19 protein-coding genes are annotated in these 22,251 nt (G+C 40.2%); 11 read left to right on the forward strand and 8 right to left on the reverse strand.

Annotation, left to right across the window (positions count from 1 at the left end):
• Window positions 1–2 precede the first annotated feature (2 nt).
• Entirely contained in the window at window positions 3–1,385 is a 1,383-nt protein-coding gene (nhaC, locus tag KTHG_RS18080; RefSeq protein ID WP_139995737.1) for a Na+/H+ antiporter NhaC, read from the reverse strand.
• Between the two features lie 152 nt (window positions 1,386–1,537).
• Window positions 1,538–2,248 carry a FadR/GntR family transcriptional regulator gene (locus KTHG_RS18085; RefSeq protein WP_139995739.1) on the reverse strand — a complete coding sequence of 237 codons (711 nt, stop codon included), beginning with the start codon at window positions 2,246–2,248 and terminating at the stop codon, window positions 1,538–1,540.
• A 203-nt stretch (window positions 2,249–2,451) separates the two neighbouring features.
• Between KTHG_RS18085 and KTHG_RS18090 the strand changes: the two genes are divergently transcribed.
• The 4 genes from KTHG_RS18090 (at window position 2,452) to KTHG_RS18105 (ending at window position 8,176) form a co-directional block, all read left to right on the forward strand.
• Entirely contained in the window at window positions 2,452–4,119 is a 1,668-nt protein-coding gene (locus tag KTHG_RS18090; RefSeq protein WP_139995741.1) for an L-lactate permease, read from the forward strand.
• Window positions 4,120–4,271: 152 nt separating this feature from the next.
• Window positions 4,272–4,967: a VOC family protein gene (locus KTHG_RS18095; RefSeq protein WP_139995743.1), complete on the forward strand. Its 696-nt coding sequence runs from the start codon at window positions 4,272–4,274 to the stop codon at window positions 4,965–4,967.
• Window positions 4,968–5,047: 80 nt separating this feature from the next.
• A complete protein-coding gene (gene hflX, locus KTHG_RS18100; protein WP_126991445.1) occupies window positions 5,048–6,316 on the forward strand; it encodes a GTPase HflX in 1,269 nt (422 codons plus the stop codon).
• Window positions 6,317–6,688: 372 nt separating this feature from the next.
• Window positions 6,689–8,176, forward strand: a complete 1,488-nt coding sequence (locus tag KTHG_RS18105; protein WP_139995745.1) for a peptide MFS transporter — start codon at window positions 6,689–6,691, stop codon at window positions 8,174–8,176.
• Window positions 8,177–8,523: 347 nt separating this feature from the next.
• Here KTHG_RS18105 and solA read toward each other — a convergent pair whose 3' ends face one another.
• The gene (gene solA, locus KTHG_RS18110) at window positions 8,524–9,645 is read right to left on the reverse strand and encodes an N-methyl-L-tryptophan oxidase (protein ID WP_139995747.1); all 1,122 of its coding nucleotides are present in this window, start codon (window positions 9,643–9,645) and stop codon (window positions 8,524–8,526) included.
• Between the two features lie 71 nt (window positions 9,646–9,716).
• Between solA and KTHG_RS18115 the strand changes: the two genes are divergently transcribed.
• The gene (locus KTHG_RS18115) at window positions 9,717–10,304 is read left to right on the forward strand and encodes a phosphatase PAP2 family protein (RefSeq protein ID WP_126991442.1); all 588 of its coding nucleotides are present in this window, start codon (window positions 9,717–9,719) and stop codon (window positions 10,302–10,304) included.
• A gap of 140 nt (window positions 10,305–10,444) precedes the next feature.
• Here the strand turns inward: KTHG_RS18115 and KTHG_RS18120 are convergent, their stop codons facing one another.
• Window positions 10,445–11,629, reverse strand: coding sequence for an MFS transporter (locus KTHG_RS18120; RefSeq protein ID WP_139995749.1), 1,185 nt, complete (start codon window positions 11,627–11,629; stop codon window positions 10,445–10,447).
• Between the two features lie 169 nt (window positions 11,630–11,798).
• Here KTHG_RS18120 and zupT point away from each other — a divergent pair, with 169 nt between their 5' ends.
• Window positions 11,799–12,608, forward strand: a complete 810-nt coding sequence (zupT, locus tag KTHG_RS18125) for a zinc transporter ZupT (RefSeq protein WP_126991440.1) — start codon at window positions 11,799–11,801, stop codon at window positions 12,606–12,608.
• A gap of 85 nt (window positions 12,609–12,693) precedes the next feature.
• On the opposite strand, the gene KTHG_RS18130 is transcribed toward zupT, so the two are convergent.
• The 4 genes from KTHG_RS18130 to thrC all read right to left on the reverse strand — a co-directional run bounded on the left by KTHG_RS18130 (window position 12,694) and on the right by thrC (window position 15,926).
• On the reverse strand, window positions 12,694–13,350 hold the full coding sequence (locus KTHG_RS18130; RefSeq protein ID WP_126991439.1) for an NAD(P)-dependent oxidoreductase: 657 nt from the start codon (window positions 13,348–13,350) through the stop codon (window positions 12,694–12,696).
• 67 nt (window positions 13,351–13,417) lie between these two features.
• On the reverse strand, window positions 13,418–13,828 hold the full coding sequence (locus KTHG_RS18135; RefSeq protein ID WP_126991438.1) for an Rrf2 family transcriptional regulator: 411 nt from the start codon (window positions 13,826–13,828) through the stop codon (window positions 13,418–13,420).
• Between the two features lie 132 nt (window positions 13,829–13,960).
• Entirely contained in the window at window positions 13,961–14,872 is a 912-nt protein-coding gene (gene thrB / locus KTHG_RS18140) for a homoserine kinase (protein ID WP_139995751.1), read from the reverse strand.
• A 1-nt stretch (window position 14,873) separates the two neighbouring features.
• On the reverse strand, window positions 14,874–15,926 hold the full coding sequence (gene thrC / locus KTHG_RS18145; protein ID WP_126991436.1) for a threonine synthase: 1,053 nt from the start codon (window positions 15,924–15,926) through the stop codon (window positions 14,874–14,876).
• A gap of 215 nt (window positions 15,927–16,141) precedes the next feature.
• Between thrC and KTHG_RS18150 the strand changes: the two genes are divergently transcribed.
• From KTHG_RS18150 to menC, 5 genes are all read left to right on the forward strand, one after another.
• The gene (locus KTHG_RS18150) at window positions 16,142–17,362 is read left to right on the forward strand and encodes an MFS transporter (protein WP_126991435.1); all 1,221 of its coding nucleotides are present in this window, start codon (window positions 16,142–16,144) and stop codon (window positions 17,360–17,362) included.
• Between the two features lie 130 nt (window positions 17,363–17,492).
• Entirely contained in the window at window positions 17,493–18,296 is an 804-nt protein-coding gene (locus KTHG_RS18155; RefSeq protein WP_139995753.1) for an MIP/aquaporin family protein, read from the forward strand.
• 19 nt (window positions 18,297–18,315) lie between these two features.
• Window positions 18,316–19,809: a glycerol kinase GlpK gene (glpK, locus tag KTHG_RS18160; protein ID WP_139995755.1), complete on the forward strand. Its 1,494-nt coding sequence runs from the start codon at window positions 18,316–18,318 to the stop codon at window positions 19,807–19,809.
• A gap of 135 nt (window positions 19,810–19,944) precedes the next feature.
• Window positions 19,945–21,114: an amidohydrolase gene (locus KTHG_RS18165; protein WP_139995757.1), complete on the forward strand. Its 1,170-nt coding sequence runs from the start codon at window positions 19,945–19,947 to the stop codon at window positions 21,112–21,114.
• A gap of 15 nt (window positions 21,115–21,129) precedes the next feature.
• Complete coding sequence (menC, locus tag KTHG_RS18170) at window positions 21,130–22,233, forward strand: o-succinylbenzoate synthase (protein WP_139995819.1); 1,104 nt, start codon at window positions 21,130–21,132, stop codon at window positions 22,231–22,233.
• Window positions 22,234–22,251 lie beyond the last annotated feature (18 nt).

The raw sequence follows: 22,251 nt of genomic DNA on the forward strand, positions 1-22,251 counted from the left end.
AATTATTTCTTTAAGTACGTTAATGTTTTGCCTGTCCATCCAAAAAGAATTGTGAGGATAGGAGACAGGATACAGAATAACGCGAATGGTGCGTATTCAAGTGTGCTAACACCTAAAACTGTTGTGATGAAAATACCACAAACACTCCAAGGAATTAACGGATTGACGACCGTACCTGCATCTTCAACGGTACGCGCTAAGTTTTTAGAAGCGAGACCTACTTTTTCAAACTGCTTTTGGAATGTTTCAGCTGGCAGTAAAATCGATAAATATTGTTCACCGATAAAGACGTTTACGCCGATTGCGGTTGCCGCAGCCCCAGTAATCGTTGAGCCAACAGTTTTAAAGAGATGCTCAATTTTTTGTAGAACGACTTGAATGATACCGAGCTTAAATAATAAGCCACCCATACCAAGCGCTAAAATCACTAAGCTAATTGTAAAGAACATGCTACTAATACCACCACGTGTTAAAAGGGAATCAATTTCTTTAACACCCGTCGTTGATTTATAGCCCTCAAATAACATCGTCAGCACTTGGCTACCGCTGTATGTGTGGTGGAAGTAGGATAATGCAATGGCAAATACGGAACCGATAATAAGTGTCGGAATTGCTGGTATTTTTTTGAGCGCAAAGACAACTAATAATACGACAGGAAGTAGTGTATACAAGTGAATTAAATCGGTCGCAATGAGTGCTTGCTGAAATTCACCAACACCTGAGTTTGCTAGTTCTTTGCCTGATGGAGATAATACACCGTAAATAATGAATGAAATAACGAAGGCAGGAACCGTTGTCCACGCCATATTTTTAATATGTTCAAATAGGTCAACATTCATAATTGATGACGCTAAGTTTGTTGTATCTGAAAGAGGGGACATTTTATCACCGAAAAATGCACCGGATACGATAGCACCAGCTGTAATCGCTAGCGATAAATCCATCGCATGAGCCATGCCAATAAAGGCAACACCAATTGTTGCCGTCGTTGTGAGCGAGCTCCCGACAGCGACGCCAATAATACATGCGACGATGAAGACAATCGCATAGAAAAATTGACCAGAAATCAATTCGAAGCCATAGTAGATCATCGTTGGAATCGTACCGCTCATCATAAATGTGCTAATTAAGATACCAATAAAAAAGAAAATAAAAATCGCGGCTAAACCCGATTTAGCACCGTCGACTAATCCTTGTTCCATCGTGCGATATGCTACTTTTTTAAAGGCACCATAGCAAAGCAGCATAATGATGACGAAAAGAACGGGAATATGTGGATTTGCACCAAAGCCTAATAATGAAACGGCCATGATTGCAATCATAAGAATTAAAATAATACAGGCCTCAAAAAATGTTGGTTTTAAGGCTGAATCTGAGTGAAACATGCTGTGTTGCGCCTCCTGTTAAAACTTTTTTGCTTCAACGCGGTGAAGCTATAAAGAATTCTAGCATGTATGCGGCAATAGTCAATGCTTTTCTTTAAAAAGGTATAGAAAAAAGACATAATCCAAGAAATAAATCATGTCTTTTAAGAATATTATAGAAAAGCCTCTGCTAATAGCGCTTCCACATTATCTAAATGAATTTTCATTGCTTGCTGAGCCTTTGAAAAATCCTGTGCAACAATGGCCTCAAAAATCATTAAATGCTCATCATAAAGTGTTTGAAGCGTTTCTTTTTTTGTATAAAGATAAAGTTTTCGTGTATCACGAATTGTTTCGAGCATCAATTCTGAAACTTGATTTAAAAAAGTCGTAAGTAAGGGATTATGTGATGCTTGTGCGACGGCAGCATGGAAAGCTAAATCATCCATTTCTCCAAAGCCACTATGTGTAAGGGATTCCTTCATTGTATTTAAAATTTCTTGAAGAGCTAAAATATCTTCATCTGTACGATGGATTGCTGCAGACCCCGCAGAGCCGACTTCAATAATTTGACGCATTTCTAGTAGATGTTGAACATCTTCTTTTTTCATAAGGATTGATTGTGTAATTGGAAAGATGATTTGCGATGCATCAAAATGATTTACAAATGACCCTTCCCCTTGACGAATATCTAAAAGTCCTTTTGCTTTTAATGCAGAAAGAGCTTCGCGAACGGCAGAGCGACTAACAGAAAAATTTTGTGCTAATTTTTCAACGGAATCTAGACGATCTCCTGGCTGCAAGGAGCCATCTAAAATACTTGTTTCAAGTGCATCTGCTACTTTTTCATAAATTTTTTTGGACTGGATTTTTTGATACTGCATTCCAGAGCCTCCCTAGAGTGATATAGCTTTATTATACATGGATATGCTCTTTCATATAGCGGAAAAGCTAATTTGAAAAAGAAATCTATTGAATTGTAAGAAAATTGAAAATATAATTTAATACATGAGGTCATCTGATGACTTTAACTTATTCACATTGGGGAGTGTTAATAAGTACATTACATAATTTCTAGGGGGAAGACATGTTTACACAAAATTATACGGCTGTTGCGGACAGTCTTGGTTGGTCTGCACTTATTGCCGTCATTCCAATCATTTACTTTATTTGGGCGTTAATGTTTAAAAAAATGAAAGGTTATGTTGCAGGATTGACGACACTTATTGTCGCATTATTATTAGCCATTCTATTCTTTAAGATGCCAGTTGGTACAGCTATTATGGCTGCATCACAAGGTGCAGTATATGGCTTATTACCAATTGGTTGGATTATTATAACATCCGTATTTTTGTACAATGTAACGGTTCGTACAGGACAATTTGAAATCATTCGCCATTCTGTATTATCGATTACAGAGGACCGTCGTATTCAAGCGTTATTAGTGGCCTTCTCATTCGGTGCATTTTTAGAAGGCGCGGCCGGCTTTGGTGCACCAGTTGCAATTTCTGCAGCATTATTAGTTGGTTTAGGCTTTAATCCACTTTATGCGGCAGGTTTATGTATGATTGCCAATACAGCACCAGTTGCATTTGGTGCGATTGGCATTCCGATTACAGCGATGGAAGGTCCTACAGGTATTCCAGCGCTTGAAATCTCGAAAATGGTTGGACGTCAATTACCGTTATTATCTATTTTTATTCCGTTCTTATTAGTATGGATTATGGTAGGCTTCAAAAAAACATGGGAAGTATTGCCAGCGATTTTAGTATCAGGTATCACATTTGCGATAACACAATTTTTATCATCTAATTTTTTAGGACCAGAATTACCGGATGTTTTATCGGCACTTGTGTCTTTACTCGCACTTGCAATCTTTATGAAATTTTGGAAACCTAAAACGATTTATCGTTTCAAAGATGAGCAATTGACGATAAATCAAAAGAATACATCTTACACAGGTGGTCAAATTTTTAAAGCCTGGTCACCATTTATTATTTTGACAGCATTTATTTCTGTTTGGGGTATTCCGACAATTAAATCTGCCTTAACAGGACATTATGAAGGAACGAATCTAGCGCTTACCGTCATGAATAAGTTAGGGCAATGGCTAACATTTACACCAGAAGTACCGCTCGTGCATGAAAAAATTCTTGATGGTATGACGAATGTACCGATTGCAGCAGTGTATAAGTTAGAAGTGCTAGGCGCTGCAGGGACGGCGATTTTATTAGCAACTATTGTGACAAAATTTATTTTCAACGTGTCATGGAAAGAGTGGTTTGCTATTTTGGGGCAGACTGCTAATGAAATCAAGTACCCACTTCTTACGATTTGTGCAGTTGTTGCGTATGCCTATGTAGTAAATGCTGCCGGCATGACGACGACACTAGGACTTATTTTGGCAAAGACTGGCGCATTATTCCCATTCTTCTCACCAATTTTAGGCTGGATTGGCGTCTTTATTACGGGGTCTGATACATCTGCCAACGTCTTATTTGCGAAGCTTCAGCAAGTAACCGCAAATTCAGTGGGCATGGATCCAGTCCTAGCGCTTGCAGCGAATTCATCTGGTGGTGTTACAGGGAAAATGATTTCGCCACAATCGATTGCAGTAGCGGCCGCCGCAGTAGGCTTGATGGGAAGAGAGTCTGAATTACTACGCTTTACAATTAAATACAGCATTATTTTATTATTAATGGTCTGCATTTTAACATTTCTACAAAGCAATGTTTTATCGTTTATGATTCCTTAACTAGAAAAAGAAATCGGGCAAAGCATTTGCTTGATTTCTTTTTATTTAAATGGAAATAATATGAAATTATGCCGTTTCGGTCGTTAATTATCTAAATTTTATGATAATATAAAAAGGACTTAGGATATTACGCCGTTGAAAGGGATGAAGTTATGTTTGAATTAGATCATGTTGTATATTTTACGAAAAAATCACCGACGGAAATTGCACAAGAGGTATCTGTTGAAGGTATTCATCCCGTCGAAGGTGGCCAACATTTACAATGGGGAACGCATAATGCGCTTTTATATACGAAAAACAGCTATATCGAATATTTAGCAGTAGAGAACGAAGACATTACAACGACGTCAACACATCCACTCACGCAGCAGTTAATGAACGATTTAGCATTTCGCGAAGGCTTTGGCTCTGTGTGCTTACGCTCTGAAAACTTAGAGGAACAAAATCGTTATTTTCAAAAGCTAGGCTATCGGACGAGCGGGCTTTTAGAATCGGAGCGTAAAACGAAAAACGGGGTAGTACGTAAATGGAAGATGCTGTTTATTGAGCATAAAATCGATAAAAAGCTACCATATCCATTTTTCATTCAATGGGAAAATGCAGATGATGAGCGCTACGCGATGCTGCGTGAGGACGGTACGATTCAGCCGGAAAATGAAAAGCTAACGATTACAAAATGTATTTTCGATGTGCAAGATGTGAATCGTAAGATGACGCATTGGTCCCGCTTGCTGTCATTACCTATTAAAGGAAATCAGTTAAAGCTTGGGAATACGGTGTTTGAGTTCCGTCAAAGCAAAGATACGGTTGAGCGCTTGCAGGCGATTGAAATTGCCAAGGACAATTAGGCATGTTACGATAAATTTATCTGTAGGGGGAGCAGACATGCTAGTCGCTCTCCCTTTTTTAAGTTACGGGGGTGCTTTTGATGGAAGAAAACATCAAAGAACGAGCAATATTAGTCGGTGTCAATATCCGCAATGATCGACACTTCGACTATTCAATAGAAGAACTTGGCAATCTAGCGGAAGCATTAGACGTTGAGGTAGTCGGTGTGATTACACAAAATTTAGAGCGTGTCACACCATCTCACTATGTCGGAACAGGTAAAATTTTAGAAATTCGTGAGTTATATGATGCACTTGATGCGAATGTCATTATTTTCGATGATGAATTGTCACCAGCGCAGCTGCGCAATTTAGAGCATGACATCGATGCAAAAGTAATCGACCGTACAACACTTGTACTTGATATTTTTGCGCGCCGTGCGAAAACGCGTGAAGCGCAGCTACAAGTTGAGATTGCGCAGCTACAATATTTAATGCCACGCCTAGTTGGTATGAATGCCTCTCTTTCTCGTCAAGGTGGTGGCACAGGCGGCGGTTTCCAAAATAAAGGGTCAGGTGAAACAAAGCTTGAACTCGACCGTCGTAAAATCGAAAAACAAATTTCTAAAATTCGTCGTGAATTAGATGAAATCCAAGCACAGCGCTCAACGCAGCGTAAAAAGCGTCAAAAAAATGCGATTCCAGTCGTCTCACTTGTTGGGTATACAAATGCCGGCAAATCAACGATTATGAATCAACTGCTTGCGCGTACAAATCCAGACGAAGAAAAACAAGTATTTGAAAAAGATATGTTGTTTGCGACGCTTGATACGTCAGTACGACAAATTGAATTAGAAGATAATAAACGCTTCCTATTAACGGATACGGTCGGCTTTGTTAGTAAGCTGCCTCACCATTTAGTCAAAGCGTTCCGTTCAACATTAGAGGAAGCACGTGAAGCGGATTTACTGTTACATGTAGTCGATACGTCGAATGCTGAAAATGCGTATATGGTGGAAATTACAAACAATACTTTATCTGATGTAGGTGTCGGGGATGTACCAACGATTTTTGTTTACAATAAAGCGGACCGCGCAAATATTGCGTATCCATATGTAAACCAAAATCAAATTTATTTATCTGCGAAAGACGGTCAAGGGCTAGATGAATTATTAGAGATGATTAAAAAAGAAATTTTCTCTGATTATGAAATCCATACGGTATGCATTCCATATGACCGCGGAGATCTAGTGTCGTATTTAAATGAACATGCCAATATTTTATCAACAGATTATGACGAAGCAGGTACGGTATTAAAAGTCGATTTAAAAGTAGCAGATGTAAATCGTATGCGACCTTTTTTCATTTAATTTAAACGCAAAAAAAAACGCCTCCTCCATTGGTAGGGCGTTTTTTTTAATGCACTAGTTTTTTAGAAATAGGAAATTGGTAAAGGTGAATAGGCGCTTCCAAAAAATACAAATGTTTTTCTAGAAAAGAATACTTAAATATCAAAATTATTCTGCTAATTTAAGAAATACCGAAAAATAAAGAAAATTCCGTACTTTAAGCATTTTTTTGCTAGAATTATACAATCATATATCAGAAAATTCTATATAATAATAATTTTTGACATAATAAAAATGTATAGGTATAATGGACATACGTTTTTCTGACACAAACTAAACGTTTTGAATTGTTAGATTATTTTTTATATTGCAAAGAGAAAGAGGTAAATCTATATGGCAACAAAAGAAGAGATTGTCAAATCAGTCCCTCAGAAAGGCTTCTTCGGACATCCAAAAGGTTTGTTCAGCCTATTCTTCACTGAATTCTGGGAGCGCTTCTCATACTACGGTATGCGCGCAATTTTACTTTACTTTATGTACGACACCGTTGCTAACGGTGGTTTAGGAATCGACAAAACAACAGCAGCTTCAATTATGTCGATGTATGGTTCGTTAGTATACATGTCTGGTATTATCGGTGCATGGATCGCTGACCGTATTTTAGGAACAAGACGCACCATTTTCTGGGGTGGTATTTTAATCATGCTAGGTCATATTTGCTTAGCACTCCCTGGTGGTATCACATTCCTATTTGTTTCAATGGTCTTCATCATCTTAGGTACAGGTTTATTAAAACCAAACGTATCATCAGTTGTAGGGGATATTTATTCTACTAATGACCCTCGTCGTGACTCAGGCTTCAGTATTTTCTACATGGGTATCAACTTAGGTTCATTCCTATCACCATTAATCGTTGGTGCTGTTCAAAAAGAATTCAACTACCACGCAGGTTTCTCTATCGCCGCAATCGGTATGGCAATCGGCTTGATTATGTATAAAGTTACTGAAAAGAAAAATCTTGGTCTTGCCGGTGCGCAACCAACAAACCCATTAGCGCCACATGAGTTACAAAGTATTCTTAAGAAAACAGTTGTTACATTAGTTATTGTGGCAATCTTAATTGTTATTGCATACTTCTTAGATTTAATTACAATCAATAACGTAATTAACTTCTTTACTGTTATCGGTGTTCTTGCACCAATTAGTGTATTCCTTTGGATGTTTACATCGAAGAAAACAAAAGCAGAAGAAAAATCTCATTTACTTGCATACATTCCATTATTCATTGCAGGTACAATGTTCTGGGTTATCCAAGAGCAAGGGTCAACAATCTTAGCTACATATGCAGATACGCGTACAGACCTTTCAATCGGCGGATTCGATATTTCACCAGCATTCTTCCAATCATTAAACCCATTATTCATCATCATCATGGCACCAATTATGGCAGCACTTTGGATGAAATTGGGTCAAAAAGGTCCATCAACTCCTGTTAAATTCTCATTCTCATTATTATTTGCAGGGGCATCATTCTTAATCATGATTATTCCAGCGATTACTTCAGGTGGTACAGCGTTAGTAAGCCCTTGGTGGTTAGTACTTTCATTCTTCCTAGTAGTAATTGGTGAGTTATTAATGTCACCAGTTGGTTTATCAGCTACAACAAAACTTGCGCCAGAAGCATTTGCTGCACAAGCAATGTCACTATGGTTCTTAACAAGTACTGTCGCACAAGCACTTAACGCACAGTTCGCAAAAGTGTTCTCAAAAATTTCTGAAGTACAATACTTCGGTTACCTTGGCGGTGCAGCAATCGCATTATTCGTTGTCATGCTTGTATTAAGCCCATGGATTTCTCGCAAAATGGGAACAATTAAATAAAAAATTTCAAAGAAGTGTGGCACATGCCGCGCTTCTTTTTTATAGGTATCTATTGATAGTCATTATCAATTATCATTGACTTTCGTATTTTTTCATGTGCATAATAAAAGAGTAATTTTAATTTTAGAAGGCAGAATTGTCTCATTTATGAAATGTTCTAATCATAGTTATTTCGAGTAATTTGCTTGCTTAGTGGCATAGGTAAGCAACGCTAAAAATGACTGTTGTATAAGTATATTATCGATCTCTATCGTTCTATCAACTAGAGAAACCATGTTATAGTTTCATTAGGCATTCTGTATTTTGAATGAAAAAAAAGAGGCTTGGGAGTATTCCCAAGCCTCTTTTTATTTGAAGCGTTGTAAGGAGAAGTCGGTTAAATTCAAGTCACTTTTCCCGTTCACAACGAAGTCCTTTAATATTTCACCGACAACAGAGGCAAATTTAAAGCCATGGCCTGAAAATCCGGCAGCAATATGAATCCTTGCATCATCCGGATGCTGATCGATAATAAAATCTTCATCTGGTGTCATCGCATACATACATGTTTTGCCGAATTTTAGCGGTCCGTGCTGTGGCATATAATAATCTAAAAAGCGTGTTAAATCTGCTGCATCCGCATCATTAAATTCCTCACGCACACCATTTGGATCTAGTGCATCGCCGCCATCGTGACGGCCAACCTTTAAGCCGGCACCGTTGTCACTAGGGAAGCCATAATAAAAGGCATCGTCTAATTCATAGCCAAATGTCGGATAATGCGCATTGCCGTAAAGGGCGTCATCTGCCTCGTACCAAGCAAAGGTTTTACGCGTTGGTGTCACCGGTAAGTCTACGTCTACTTCTTGTAGCACTTCTTTTGCCCAAGCACCCGTTGTAATAATAATTTGATTTGCGGTGTGGACAGACGACTTGGTGTGCACTTCTATGTGCTGCTCCTGGGGTACAATGCGTACGACTGGTGTATTGACAAGTACTGTAGCACCATAATGAACAGCTCGATCACGATATGCTTGCACACAATCTTCCACACGTAAAAAGCCAGCAGTAGGCTCGAAGCAACTAATGAAATCTTCTGGCACATACATGCCTGGGAAGCGTTTCATCGTTTGGTCGGCCGTAAGAATTTCGAGTGGTAATGCGTACTGCTCTGCACTTTTGATGACATTTTGCATAAAGGTACTCTCTTTACGACTCACATTAATTGTCCCAACTTGTACGAGTAATTTCTTATGTACTTCTTTTTCAAGCTCGGCCCATAATTCGCGCGCACGAAGTAGTAGCGGTACATAGTTTTCTCCTTCACCATATGCATAGCGAATAATACGTGTTTCGCCGTGATGGCTCGCCTGGTCATGTGGTGGGTTATAGCGGTCTATGACTAAAACATGCTTGCCGGCCTTCGCTAATTGATAGCCTGCAGCCATGCCCATTGAACCTGCTCCTATCACAATTACATCATAATGCATCCTAAACACCCCTTTTTATTAGTTTACAATGAATTCTGAAAATTAGACAATAGGATAAAGGAGGAATCAAATTGATTATTTATAATATTTTAGCGTTTATCGCTTTAGTTGTTTTTATAAGTATTTGGATTGCGCTTGATACGGAAGCGATTCGAAATATCGATTCTTTTGGAGAGCAGCTATTTGGGGGTAATTCCTTTTTAGAATTTTTTCATTACCTAGGGGAGACTTGGTTTGTTGTTATAGTCGGGGTTATATTAGTTGCCTATTTTATAGCGAAAAAACGCTATCGCAAAATGACATTCGTGCTGTTCACTTTTATTGGTGGCACAATTATTAACCAAGGGCTCAAATTTCTTATAGAACGCCCACGTCCAATTATTCCGGATCAATTGACATCATACAGTTTCCCGTCAGGCCATTCGATGCTGTCGATGCTCTATATGATGACGACCGCATTTTTAATTACATCAGGTATGTCTAAGACGAAAAAACGTATCGCCTTTTTTGTTGCGGGGCTTGGCACATTCCTTGTGGGGTTATCTCGTGTTGCAGGGTCACGTCATTTTATGAGTGATGTACTCGGCGGCTGGTCACTTGGCTTTGCGTTCTTTATGCTCGTTGTTTATTGGTACATGCGCACAAGAAAAAAAGCGTAAAAAAAGAGGCTGAGACATACGTGTAAAAACGACCGCTCCTATGAGCATAAGAAAAACCGGAATCGCGCTGTGGCGCGGTTCCGGTTTTTCATTGCGAACGCTAAAAAAGGAAAATGGCGTGTTTTGTCCCAGCCTCTTTTTTAATTAGTCGTATAGCGATTTAAAAGGATAGTAATGAGCATGCCGATTAGTAAAAACACCATAATCATACTGATGACACCACTCCAGCCAAAGCCAGTGAAAAATAAGCCACCAACTGTACCACCAATGCTAGAACCGACATAATAGAAAAATAAATATAGTGAGGATGCCTGTGCCTTATCATGCGTAGCACGTGCACCAACCCAGCCACTTGCGATAGAATGCCCTCCGAAGAAACCGAATGTGAAAAGGGCAATGCCTAAAATTTTAATAATGAGCCAGCCGTTTAATGTTAGCAATGCGCCAGCAATCATTAGGCTAAAGGCAATTAAAATAATCGAAAAGCGGCCATGTGAATCCGCAAGTTTCCCCATAAAAGTCGAGCTAAAAGTCCCGACTAAATAAAGTAGAAATATAAAGCCGACAACCGTTTGGCTAAGCGAATACGGTGGCTCGATTAATTGGAAGCCCACATAGTTATATAAGATGACAAACGCGCCCATTAATAAGAAGCCGAGCGCAAATAACATGAGTAATGCGCGGTCTTTTAAATGTGCCATCATCGATTTGAATAATGGTTTAAAGGCAAGTTTTTGTGGAATAAAGTGTTGTGATTTTGGTAATAAAAAATAAAATGCGATAGCGAGTAAAATACTGACAACGCCAATGGAAACCATCGCAATATGCCAGTTAAATACATCTGTCATCGAGCCCATAATGACTCGGCCCGACAAGCCACCGATGGAATTGCCACTAATATATAAGCCCATCGCAGCACCGAGGCTCGACGGCTCCATTTCCTCTGCTAAATACGCCATCGCAATTGCGGGAAGTCCAGCAAAGACGATTCCTTGAATGACGCGTAGTACGAGTAAAGATTCAAAATTTGGTGCGAAGCCAATGGCGAGTGATAAAATACCGACCGCAATCATCGAAAACGTCATAATTGGTTTTCGACCCCATGCTTCTGATAAGGAACCCGTCAAAAGCATCGCAATCGCAAGTGTCAACGTCGTTAAGGATAGCGACAAACTTGCAATCGTTGGTGAAACACCAAATTGTTTGGAGAGTGCAGGTAAGATAGGCTGTGTCATATAAAGATTTGCATACGTACTAAATGCTCCCGCGAATAATGCAAGGTTGGCATTGCGAAATGCTTTCGTTCCTTTTTGTATATAGGCCATATAAAAACTCCTTTAATCAGGTGTCCTTTTATTGTAAGCCGTTTTGAAAAATAAAAACAACGAATCATTTTTATGGATTTAATGCATATTCTGCATAAATTAAAGTTTCCTTTAAGAAACTTTTTTGGTATACTGAAAACAATAAAGTTTAATAAGAAGAGGTGATAAAGTGGATTCAGCCGTTTTATACGCCCTTGCATTAACATTATTTGCAGGTTTGGCGACTGGATTAGGTAGTTTAGTGGCGTTTTTTACGTCTCGCACAAATACAAAATTTTTATCATTTGCCCTTGGTTTTTCAGCAGGGGTTATGATTTATGTATCTCTTGTAGAAATTTTTGTGAAGGCAAAAGATTCATTAACAGCTGCAGTAGGTGAGACACAGGGATATGCGTATACCGTTATGGGCTTCTTTGGCGGTATGTTATTAATCGCATTAATTGACCGATTGATCCCAAATGCAGAAAATCCGCATGAAGTTAAAAAAGTAGAGGATTTACAGCGTGAGCCATCTGCTGCAGAATTTACGAAGCTTAAAAAGATGGGTGTCTTCACAGCACTAGCGATTGCGATTCATAACTTCCCTGAAGGAATCGCGACGTTTATGTCCGCGCTTGAAGATCCACAACTTGGCTTTGCAATCGCGATTGCCGTTGCCATTCATAATATTCCAGAGGGGATTGCCGTTGCTGTACCGTTGTACTATGCGACAGGGGACCGCAAACGCGCCTTTAATTTATCCTTCCTATCCGGTTTATCAGAGCCATTAGGAGCAATTGTTGCCTATTTAATTTTAATGCCATTTTTAACAGATACGATGTTTGGTGTGATTTTTGCCGGTGTCGCAGGGATTATGGTCTTTATTTCATTAGATGAATTATTACCCGCTGCACGCGAATATGACGAGACACATACATCGATTTATGGCGTCGTACTCGGTATGGCGGTTATGGCTGTAAGTTTATTATTACTAGCTTAAATAAAAAAGGAATCGTGCCAAAAACACGATTCCTTTTTTATTTGTTCATTTATTTTAGCTAAACCTGTCTGTTGATCGCTAGTAATTATAGAGGATTTGGAATTGACACGCCTTTATCTGATGCGACTGTAAAGCGTTGTTTTTCAAATGCTGGTGTTTCAACCTCATCTAAAAGTGCCACAGCGAAGTCTGCATAGGATACATAGCTATCACCCTCATTGTTCACTAATAATTTATCTGTACCTAAAATATAGTTGCCTGTACGGTTACCGTCTGGGTCAAATACAGCAGAAGGGCTGACAAATGTATAGTTTACAGTAGATGCTTTTAAATCTTCTAAGTTTTGAGCTTGATTAGCAGCTGTTGGAACGAATTCTTTCGGGAATTCAGGTGTATCGATTAATTTCGTCGTTTGCTCGTCATCAACATAGAGACTACCTGCACCACCAACAACGATTAAGCGTGTATCAATTGGTGAGAAAATATCGATTAAATGACGACCAGCAGTAACGTGTAATTCTTCTTTACCGAATGGTGCGCCAAATGCATTGATGACAACATCAAAGTCTTTTACATCTTCTGTTGTTAAGTCGAATACATCGCCAACGATTGCCGGAATATCTTTTTGTTTTAATTTAGATGCATCACGCACGATTGCTGTGACATCATGGTTACGTTTATTTGCCTCTTTTAAAATTTTGTTTCCTGCTTTACCTGTTGCGCCAATAACACCGATTTTCATAATAAAATTCCTCCTAATATAAGTTGTAATCATTTCAGTTACAGGTAGGGTGAAAATAAAGATCGCATTATTTCAGGCGATCTAATATGCTCTGTAAAGTTTGCGAGCGCAATTCATTTTCCATCGCCTGTTGTACTGAACCGAAAACATCCGTTAAGGTTGTACCGATTTGTCTACCAACTGAGCAAGCTGGATTAGGTGCCTGATGAATAGCGAATAATTCTTTAGGCTCTTCTACAGCACGGTAAATATCATATAAGGAAATGTCTTCAGGTTTTTTAGTAAGCTCATAACCAGAAATTCCCTTCCTTGATGAAATTAAACCTGCCTTTTTTAAAAGGCTGCTAATTCTGCGGACCACAACAGGGTTTGTATTGACGCTACCAGCAATAAAATCTGACGTTAAAAGAGCTTTATCGGAAGTAGTAGCAATCAATGATAAAATATGAATTGCAACGGCAAAACGACTGTTCACCATCGTTTTTCACCACCACATGTATTTGATGTAACCATTATAGTTACAACTGAAATGAAAAGTCAACTATAAAAATTTTGCACAAATAAAAAAGACGACAAATTGCATCATAGCAACCTGTCGTCAATTCAAAATTTAATTGATCGTTTCATGAATTTCTACTTGAACACCCTTTGTATCCACGCGAACAGCCTGGATATCATAAGTAGGGAATAGCGGCTTCATTTTTTCAACGAAAGCTGTTACTTTTTCAATCGGTAACAGAGAAATCACAGTCGGACCAGCACCGCTAATCGCTGTACCGTAGGCGCCTGCATCTTTCGCTGTTTGACGAATCTCATGGTAATTTGGAATTAAGTTTGCACGGAATGGTTCATGGAATAAATCATGTTCCATAAACTTACCAGCGCGCTTATAATCCTTTGTTAATAGTGCAGCCGTTAGCATATTGGCGTTGGCGCTAGCATGAACTGCGTATGCTTTATCATACTGAGCCGGTAATACTTTACGTGCCTCCGCTGTTTTTAATTCTACGTTTGGAATGAAAACAGCGAATGCTGCTTGAACATCCTGTGTATGAATTAACTCAAGATCACCATTTGGTAAGCTTGCACCGATCGTAAGACCTCCACAAACAGAGGCAGAAGCATTGTCTGGATGGCCCTCAATGCGAGAAGCTAATGTATATTTTTGCTCAAGTGTTAAATTCAGCTCACATACTTGATTTGCTACTTCAATTCCTGCAACAATTGCAGAAGCTGAACTACCAAGTCCACGCGCAAGTGGTAATTCACTTGTCATAACAATTTTACAGCCCGGTAGCTCGACATCAAAGCGTTCAGCAACTTCCTTTGCGACCGTGTACACAAGATGCTCTTCTACAGTGAATTTCTCAGGAAGATGCACCGAATGATGTTCAAATTCCCATTCATCTTGCAACGTCACCTCTAGTTTCAAATAAAGGCCAAGTGCTAAACCAATAGAGTCAAAACCAGGGCCTAGATTCGCTGTACTACCAGGTACGGTAATTGACCAAGTCTTTGCCATATTACAGTACACTCTCGATATACTTACGGATTTCATCTTCGTCATTTGGAAGTGAAACCATTTCTACTGTAGAAGCTTTTACTGCTGTGTCTGGGTCTTTTAAGCCGTTACCAGTCAGCACTGCTACGACTTGGCTGCCTTTTGGAATTGAGCCGTTTTCAACAGATTGGATAACACCAGCAATTGAAGCGGCTGAGCCTGGCTCTGCAAATACGCCCTCTTTTGCGGCGATTTGACGATAAGCATTTAAGATTTCTTCATCTGTAACTGAACCGATTTTACCGTTTGATTCATCACGTGCAGCTTCTGCTAGTTTCCAGCTCGCTGGATTCCCGATACGAATAGCTGTTGCGATTGTTTCAGGATTAGCGATTGGTGCGCCTTGAACGATTGCCGCAGCACCTTCCGCTTCGAAGCCGAACATTTTTGGTAAACGAGTACCTTTTTTCTCATTATATTCTTTGAAGCCTTTCCAGTAAGCGCTGATGTTACCAGCATTCCCTACAGGAATTGCAAGGATTTCTGGTGCATCACCTAATTGATCACATACTTCAAAGGCTGCTGTTTTTTGACCTTCAAGACGGTATGGATTAACCGAGTTTACAAGTGCAACATCTGTTGTTTCACTAATGTCACGAACCGCTTGTAGCGCTTCATCAAAGTTACCATCGATTTCAATAATTTTTGCGCCGTACATATAAGCTTGTGCTAGTTTACCAGCAGCAACTTTGCCTTTTGGAATAACAACAAGCGCTTGGATACCAGCGCGAGCAGCATATGCAGCAGCCGCAGCAGATGTATTACCAGTAGATGCACAAATGACGCATTTGCTACCTTCTTCAATAGCTTTTGCTACTGCCATAACCATCCCGCGGTCTTTGAATGAGCCTGTTGGGTTTAGGCCTTCGAATTTTACATGTAGTTCAATACCTAGCTCTTTAGAAAGAGTTTCTAAATGAATTAAAGGTGTGTTACCTTCGTGAAGTGTTAGAGCTGGTGTATTTTCTGTGATTGGTAAGTATTCTTTGTAATTGTCTAATAAGCCTTTCCACATATGCAATAATCTCCTTTTTGTTCGCACTGAATAAACAGTTGTTTTTCTATAAAAGACATTTTACCGTTAATTAACTATAGATTCAATAGATTCTTTTATATTCCTTTAGAATAGCACAAATTTTCCGAACAATTCGAAAAAAATAAATGTTGTCACGAAAATAAAATAAGTGTATATTATGCGTATACTAGTGACAAGACAGGTGGAAGAGTGACATGACAACAAAAAATGAAACAGCAACAAAGCCAATGACGCGCAATCGTTTATTAGCAACAGCGGGTGTCGGTTGGCTTTTTGATGCGCTCGATGTCGGTATTTTATCGTTCGTTGTAGCAGCGCTTGCCGTTGACTGGAATTTGACACCAACTCAAATGGGTTGGATTGGTAGTGTCAATTCAATTGGGATGGCAGTAGGGGCTGTACTTTGTGGGATTTTAGCAGATAAGTACGGCCGAAAAAATGTCTTTATGTGGACGCTTTTGATTTTCTCATTAGCAAGTGGTCTATCTGCCTTCACAACGACATTAACGGCCTTTTTAATTTTACGCTTCATTATTGGCGCAGGTCTTGGCGGCGAATTGCCGGTAGCATCAACACTTGTATCTGAAAGTGTTGAGCCACATGAACGTGGACGAATCGTCGTTTTATTAGAAAGCTTTTGGGCAGCAGGCTGGATTTTAGCAGCAGTTATTTCTTATTTTATTATCCCCGAATATGGCTGGCGCGTGGCATTAGTGCTGACAGCGATACCAGCACTTTACGCGGTATATTTACGTGTGAAATTGCCGGACTCAAAGAAATATGAAGCCATTTCAAAAGAAGCACGTACAAGCGTGATGCAAAACATTAAAACGGTATGGACGAAAAAATACGCCCGTGCCACAACGATGCTGTGGGTGCTTTGGTTTATGGTGGTGTTTTCTTATTACGGCATGTTCCTTTGGTTACCAAGTGTGATGGTCATGAAGGGCTTCAGTTTAATTCAAAGCTTTGAATATGTGTTGATTATGACATTAGCGCAGCTACCAGGGTATTTTACAGCAGCTTGGTTAATTGAAAAAATGGGTCGTAAATGGGTATTAGCCGTTTATTTAACAGGAACAGCATTAAGTGCGTTGGCTTTTGGTTTTGCGACAGATGCGACAATGCTTGTGATGTTTGGCATGCTACTATCCTTCTTTAATTTAGGTGCATGGGGTGCAATGTATGCTTATACGCCAGAAAATTATCCGACGATGATTCGCGGTACAGGTGTTGGTCTAGCAGCTGGTGTCGGCCGAGTGGGAGGCGTTATTGGACCACTTGTTGTTGGTTCACTGACAGCAGCAGGATATGGACTCGGACCAATTTTTACGATTTTCGCAATTGCGATTGCGCTTGCCGTTATTGCCGTACTTGTGCTTGGAAAAGAAACAAAGCAATTAGAAATTGACTAAGAGGAGAGGCCAGAGAAATCTGTGCCTCTTTTTTATATGAAATAGACTGATTTATTTAACCAATTATGTCTTAAAAAACCATAATTGGGGTATTTGGATTGAGAAACTTTGTTCAAAAAGGAGGAATACGATGTCTACGTTTACAGCAGAGCTAGTTGGTACGATGCTTTTGATTTTATTTGGTGGCGGTGTAGTTGCAGGGGTACTACTTCATAAATCGAAAGCTTTTGGTGGCGGTTGGGTTGTCATTACGTTTGCATGGGGCTTAGCAGTAGCAATGGCAGCCTATGCAGTAGGCGGCGTTAGTGGTGCACATTTAAATCCAGCACTTACGATTGCATTAGCGAGTATTGGGAATTTTCCATGGGCAGATGTGCCATTATACATTTTAGCGCAAGTGATTGGGGCCTTTTTAGGTGCAGTATTAGTGTACTTCTTATATTTACCTCATTGGAGAGGAACAGAGGACCCTGGCGCGAAGTTAGGTGTATTCGCAACAATGCCTGCAATTAAGCATCCATTATCAAATATAACAGCTGAGATGATTGGGACGTTTGCGCTTGTATTAGGGATTCTTGCGTTAGGCACAAATGAAATTACAGATGGGTTGAATCCATTTTTAGTCGGTATGCTAATTGTCGTAATTGGTATGGCACTTGGTGGACCAACCGGTTATGCGATTAATCCAGCACGTGATTTAGGACCGCGTATTGCACATGCATTATTACCGATTCCAGGTAAAGGTTCATCTGGTTGGTGGTATGCATGGGTGCCGATTGTTGGACCAATTGTAGGTGGTGTATTTGGCGCGTTATTCTTTAAGCAGATTTTTGAAGGTGAAAACTCAATTGCGTTTTGGATTTGTGGCGTCGTTGTTTTAATTATTTTAATTGGGGCACAAATGACAATTAAGAGCGCAAAAGAAGATTATTAAACTTGGAGGGAATTATTTTATGACGAAAAAATACATTATGGCATTAGATCAAGGAACAACAAGTTCTCGCGCAATTTTATTTGATGAAGACGGTAAAATCTTTCATACTTCTCAGCAAGAGTTTAAGCAATATTTTCCGAAGTCTGGGTGGGTAGAACATGATCCTGAACAAATTTGGAGCTCTATTTTATCTTGTATTGCAGGCGTATTATCAGAGAAAAATGTTAGTGCTTCACAAATTGAAGGAATCGGTATTACAAATCAGCGTGAAACGACAGTCGTTTGGGATAAAAATACCGGCAAGCCTGTCTACAATGCGATTGTATGGCAGTCACGTCAAACAGCAGAAATTTGCCAGGAGCTACGTGATGCAGGTCATGCCGATTTATTTCGAGATAAGACGGGGCTGTTAATTGACGCGTATTTCTCAGGAACAAAAGTAAAGTGGATTTTAGATAATGTGGAGGGCGCTCGTGAAAAGGCGGAAGCGGGTGACTTGCTATTTGGCACAATCGATACGTGGATTATTTGGAAGCTAACAAATGGTGATGTACATGTAACGGATTATTCCAATGCATCACGTACACTGATGTACAATATTTATGATTTAACGTGGGATGATGAGTTATTAGAAATTCTAACAGTACCAAAATCCATGCTACCAGAAGTAAAGCCCTCATCTGAAGTATATGGTCATACGGCATCAAAGCATTTCTTCGGTCGTGAAGTACCGATTGCCGGCATTGCAGGGGACCAGCAGGCAGCATTATTTGGTCAAGCGTGCTTTGAGCAAGGAATGGTTAAAAACACATACGGCACAGGTTGTTTCATGCTAATGAATACAGGTGAAAAGGCAGTTCGCTCAGAACATGGCTTACTTACAACGCTTGCGTGGGGCATTGATGGGAAGGTAACGTACGCGTTAGAAGGTAGTATTTTCGTGGCCGGCTCCGCAATCCAATGGCTCCGCGACGGTCTACGTATGTTTAGAGATTCAGCAGAAAGTGAGCAGTACGCAAAACGTGTCGATTCAACAGATGGTGTCTATATGGTACCAGCATTTGTTGGGCTTGGTACACCGTACTGGGATTCAGACGTACGTGGAGCATTCTTTGGTTTAACACGTGGCACAACGAAGGAGCACTTTATCCGTGCTACACTTGAATCACTTGCATATCAAACACATGATGTACTTGATGCGATGGAAGAAGATTCGGGCATTCCACTTGAGCGTTTACGTGTCGATGGCGGGGCTGTGAAAAATGATTTCTTAATGCAATTCCAATCAGATTTACTGAATGTCCCAGTAGAGCGCCCAGAAATTAATGAGACGACGGCACTTGGTGCAGCTTACCTTGCAGGTCTTGCGGTAGGCTTCTGGGAGTCACAAGAAAAAATTGCAGAGTACTGGAAACTAGATAAAGATTTTGAGCCTAAGATGGAAAAAGAAGAGGCTTCAAAACTTATTGAAGGTTGGCATAAAGCAGTGAAAGCTGCACAAGCATTTAAATAACTTGCTGCAAAGGACAATGATGCACTCCGTCATTGTCCTTTTTTGCTGTTTCATGAACGTCACGAGCACGTTATAATTTACTGATAAAGGGTACAGGTAAAAAAGCAGTTTTTATATAAAAAGGATGGGATGAACATGATTAGGCAAGCCTACTTAGATGCATTAGAGCCAAGGTTACGGAATCTCTTTGAATACTTACATGAAAATCCGGAGCCGAGTTGGGAAGAATGGGAAACGACAAAATATTTAGCACAATTATTAGCAGACGAAGGATATGAGCCGCGTTTATTCGAAGATTCACCAGGACTTTATGTTGAAATTGGGAGCGGTGCGCCAGTTATTGGACTGCGTACGGATATTGATTCGTTGTTCCAGGAGGTTGATGGTGTACATAAAGCCAATCACTCTTGTGGGCATGATGGGCATATGACAATGGCGGTTGGCGTATTGCTCATGCTGAAAAAATTAAAAGAAACACAAGATTTCACACTTCAAACAGGTGGAACGATTCGTGTGATTTTTCAACCTGCAGAAGAAAAAGGAAATGGGGCCCTATCAATCGTTGAACGTGGCCTCATTGATGATGTTGATTATTTATTCGGTGTGCATGTACGACCAATTCAAGAACTTCCAGTGGGCAAACATGCACCCGCACTATACCACGGAGCATCGATGATGATGCAATGTGAAATTTACGGGGAAGAGGCGCATGCAGCACGTCCTCACTTGGGCAAAAATGCCATTGAAATTGGTGGCAGTGTTATTGAAGCATTAAAAACAATTCGCGTCGACACACGCATTTCATGGTCGGTAAAAGTAACGAAATTCTCCGCTGGTGTCGGTCATGGGAATACGATTCCTGGTAAGGCTATGCTGACAATGGACGCCCGCGCTCAAACGAATGCGGCAATGGAGCAGCTAGATGCAGGGATTCAGCGCGCCATTCGTTCTGTTCGGGAAATGTACGATGCGCAAATCAATGCAAAGGTGTTATTAAATATTCCAGCCGCAGAAGTAGATGAAGAGGCTGAAGAGATTTTACGTCGTTCGATTGTACAATCTGTTGGCGATAAGCATTTAGCAGAGCCTGTTGTGACACCAGGCGGCGAGGATTTCCACTTCTATACAAAGAAACGTCCAAATGTAAAAGCCGCGATGCTAGGCCTTGGTTGTGGTGTGTCACCTGGTTTACATCATCCACATATGAAGTTTGATCATGCGCAATTAATTAATGGCGTAGAAATTTTAACAAATACCGTCATAAATGCGATGCAGTATGCGAAAATGAATGCGATGAATGTATAAGGGAAGTGAAGCATGATGCGCATAGAAAAAATTGTTTTACGTGAAATGAACATGACGATGAAAGCACCGTTTACAACGAGCTTTGGATCTGTTCAGGAGAAGCGCTTTTTAATTGTTGAAGTATATGATGAATTAGGGAACTGTGGTTATGGTGAGGGAGAAGCTTTTGAAGCACCTTGGTATACCGAGGAAACAACGGCTACTTGCTGGCATATTATTGAATCCTTTTTAGCACCAATTTTATTGAACCGGGATATCGAACATCCTCGAGAAGTGACACAGTTTTTCAAACCAATCCGCCGCAATATGATGGCAAAATCTGCCGTTGAGTGTGCGGTGTGGGATGCCTATGCGAAACGTTTAGACGAGCCATTATGGAAAGTGCTTGGTGGTACACGTGAAAAAATCGCGGTAGGCGTTAGCATTGGTCTTCAACCAACTACAAGTCAGTTATATGACAAAATTGATGCGGCGCTTGAGGATGGCTACGGACGCATTAAAGTGAAAATCAAGCCGGGTAATGACGTGCAACTAATTCGCGCGATTCGTGAACGCTACCCAGATGTGCCACTCATGGCCGATGCCAATTCAGCCTATACATTAGACGATATGGACACCTTGCGTCAGCTAGATGCTTTTCATTTAATGATGATAGAACAGCCGCTCGGGGCAGATGATATTTTAAATCATGCGAAGCTACAAAAGGAACTTACGACGCCGATTTGTTTAGATGAAAGTATTCATTCGTACGAAGACGTTGTGACAGCGATTGAACTTCGAGGCTGTGGTGTCATTAATGTGAAGCAGGCGCGTGTTGGTGGGCTAGAAGAAGCACGTCGTATTCATGATTTATGTCTACATCACGGCATTAAAGTGTGGTGCGGGGGAATGCTTGAGTCTGGTATCGGGCGTGCGCATGCGGTCGCCTTAACATCACTTGAAGGATTTACGATGCCTGGTGATACGGCAGGCTCAGATCATTACTGGCATGAGGACTTGATTGACCCAATCGTAGATGTAGAGGGTGGTTATGTCCATATGAAGGATGCACCGGGGATCGGCTATAAGGTCAACCGTGAACGTTTGGATAAATATACAGAGCGTAAGTTAGAGTTGTAGCGCCTGTGGATAACTTTT

The sequence above is a fragment of the Kurthia sp. Dielmo genome (assembly GCF_000307285.2).
Classification (GTDB): Bacteria; Bacillota; Bacilli; order Bacillales_A; family Planococcaceae; genus Kurthia; species Kurthia populi.

What these genes read in the sequence shown, in the direction of transcription:
- nhaC (WP_139995737.1), bottom strand. Translation starts at nt 1,385, where the DNA reads ATGTTTCACTCAGATTCAGCCTTAAAACCAACATTTTTTGAGGCCTGT.
- KTHG_RS18085 (WP_139995739.1), bottom strand. Translation starts at nt 2,248, where the DNA reads ATGCAGTATCAAAAAATCCAGTCCAAAAAAATTTATGAAAAAGTAGCA.
- KTHG_RS18090 (WP_139995741.1), top strand. Translation starts at nt 2,452, where the DNA reads ATGTTTACACAAAATTATACGGCTGTTGCGGACAGTCTTGGTTGGTCT.
- KTHG_RS18095 (WP_139995743.1), top strand. Translation starts at nt 4,272, where the DNA reads ATGTTTGAATTAGATCATGTTGTATATTTTACGAAAAAATCACCGACG.
- hflX (WP_126991445.1), top strand. Translation starts at nt 5,048, where the DNA reads ATGGAAGAAAACATCAAAGAACGAGCAATATTAGTCGGTGTCAATATC.
- KTHG_RS18105 (WP_139995745.1), top strand. Translation starts at nt 6,689, where the DNA reads ATGGCAACAAAAGAAGAGATTGTCAAATCAGTCCCTCAGAAAGGCTTC.
- solA (WP_139995747.1), bottom strand. Translation starts at nt 9,645, where the DNA reads ATGCATTATGATGTAATTGTGATAGGAGCAGGTTCAATGGGCATGGCT.
- KTHG_RS18120 (WP_139995749.1), bottom strand. Translation starts at nt 11,629, where the DNA reads ATGGCCTATATACAAAAAGGAACGAAAGCATTTCGCAATGCCAACCTT.
- KTHG_RS18130 (WP_126991439.1), bottom strand. Translation starts at nt 13,350, where the DNA reads ATGAAAATCGGTGTTATTGGCGCAACAGGTAAAGCAGGAAACAAAATT.
- KTHG_RS18135 (WP_126991438.1), bottom strand. Translation starts at nt 13,828, where the DNA reads ATGGTGAACAGTCGTTTTGCCGTTGCAATTCATATTTTATCATTGATT.
- thrB (WP_139995751.1), bottom strand. Translation starts at nt 14,872, where the DNA reads ATGGCAAAGACTTGGTCAATTACCGTACCTGGTAGTACAGCGAATCTA.
- thrC (WP_126991436.1), bottom strand. Translation starts at nt 15,926, where the DNA reads ATGTGGAAAGGCTTATTAGACAATTACAAAGAATACTTACCAATCACA.
- KTHG_RS18150 (WP_126991435.1), top strand. Translation starts at nt 16,142, where the DNA reads ATGACAACAAAAAATGAAACAGCAACAAAGCCAATGACGCGCAATCGT.
- KTHG_RS18155 (WP_139995753.1), top strand. Translation starts at nt 17,493, where the DNA reads ATGTCTACGTTTACAGCAGAGCTAGTTGGTACGATGCTTTTGATTTTA.
- glpK (WP_139995755.1), top strand. Translation starts at nt 18,316, where the DNA reads ATGACGAAAAAATACATTATGGCATTAGATCAAGGAACAACAAGTTCT.
- KTHG_RS18165 (WP_139995757.1), top strand. Translation starts at nt 19,945, where the DNA reads ATGATTAGGCAAGCCTACTTAGATGCATTAGAGCCAAGGTTACGGAAT.
- menC (WP_139995819.1), top strand. Translation starts at nt 21,130, where the DNA reads ATGCGCATAGAAAAAATTGTTTTACGTGAAATGAACATGACGATGAAA.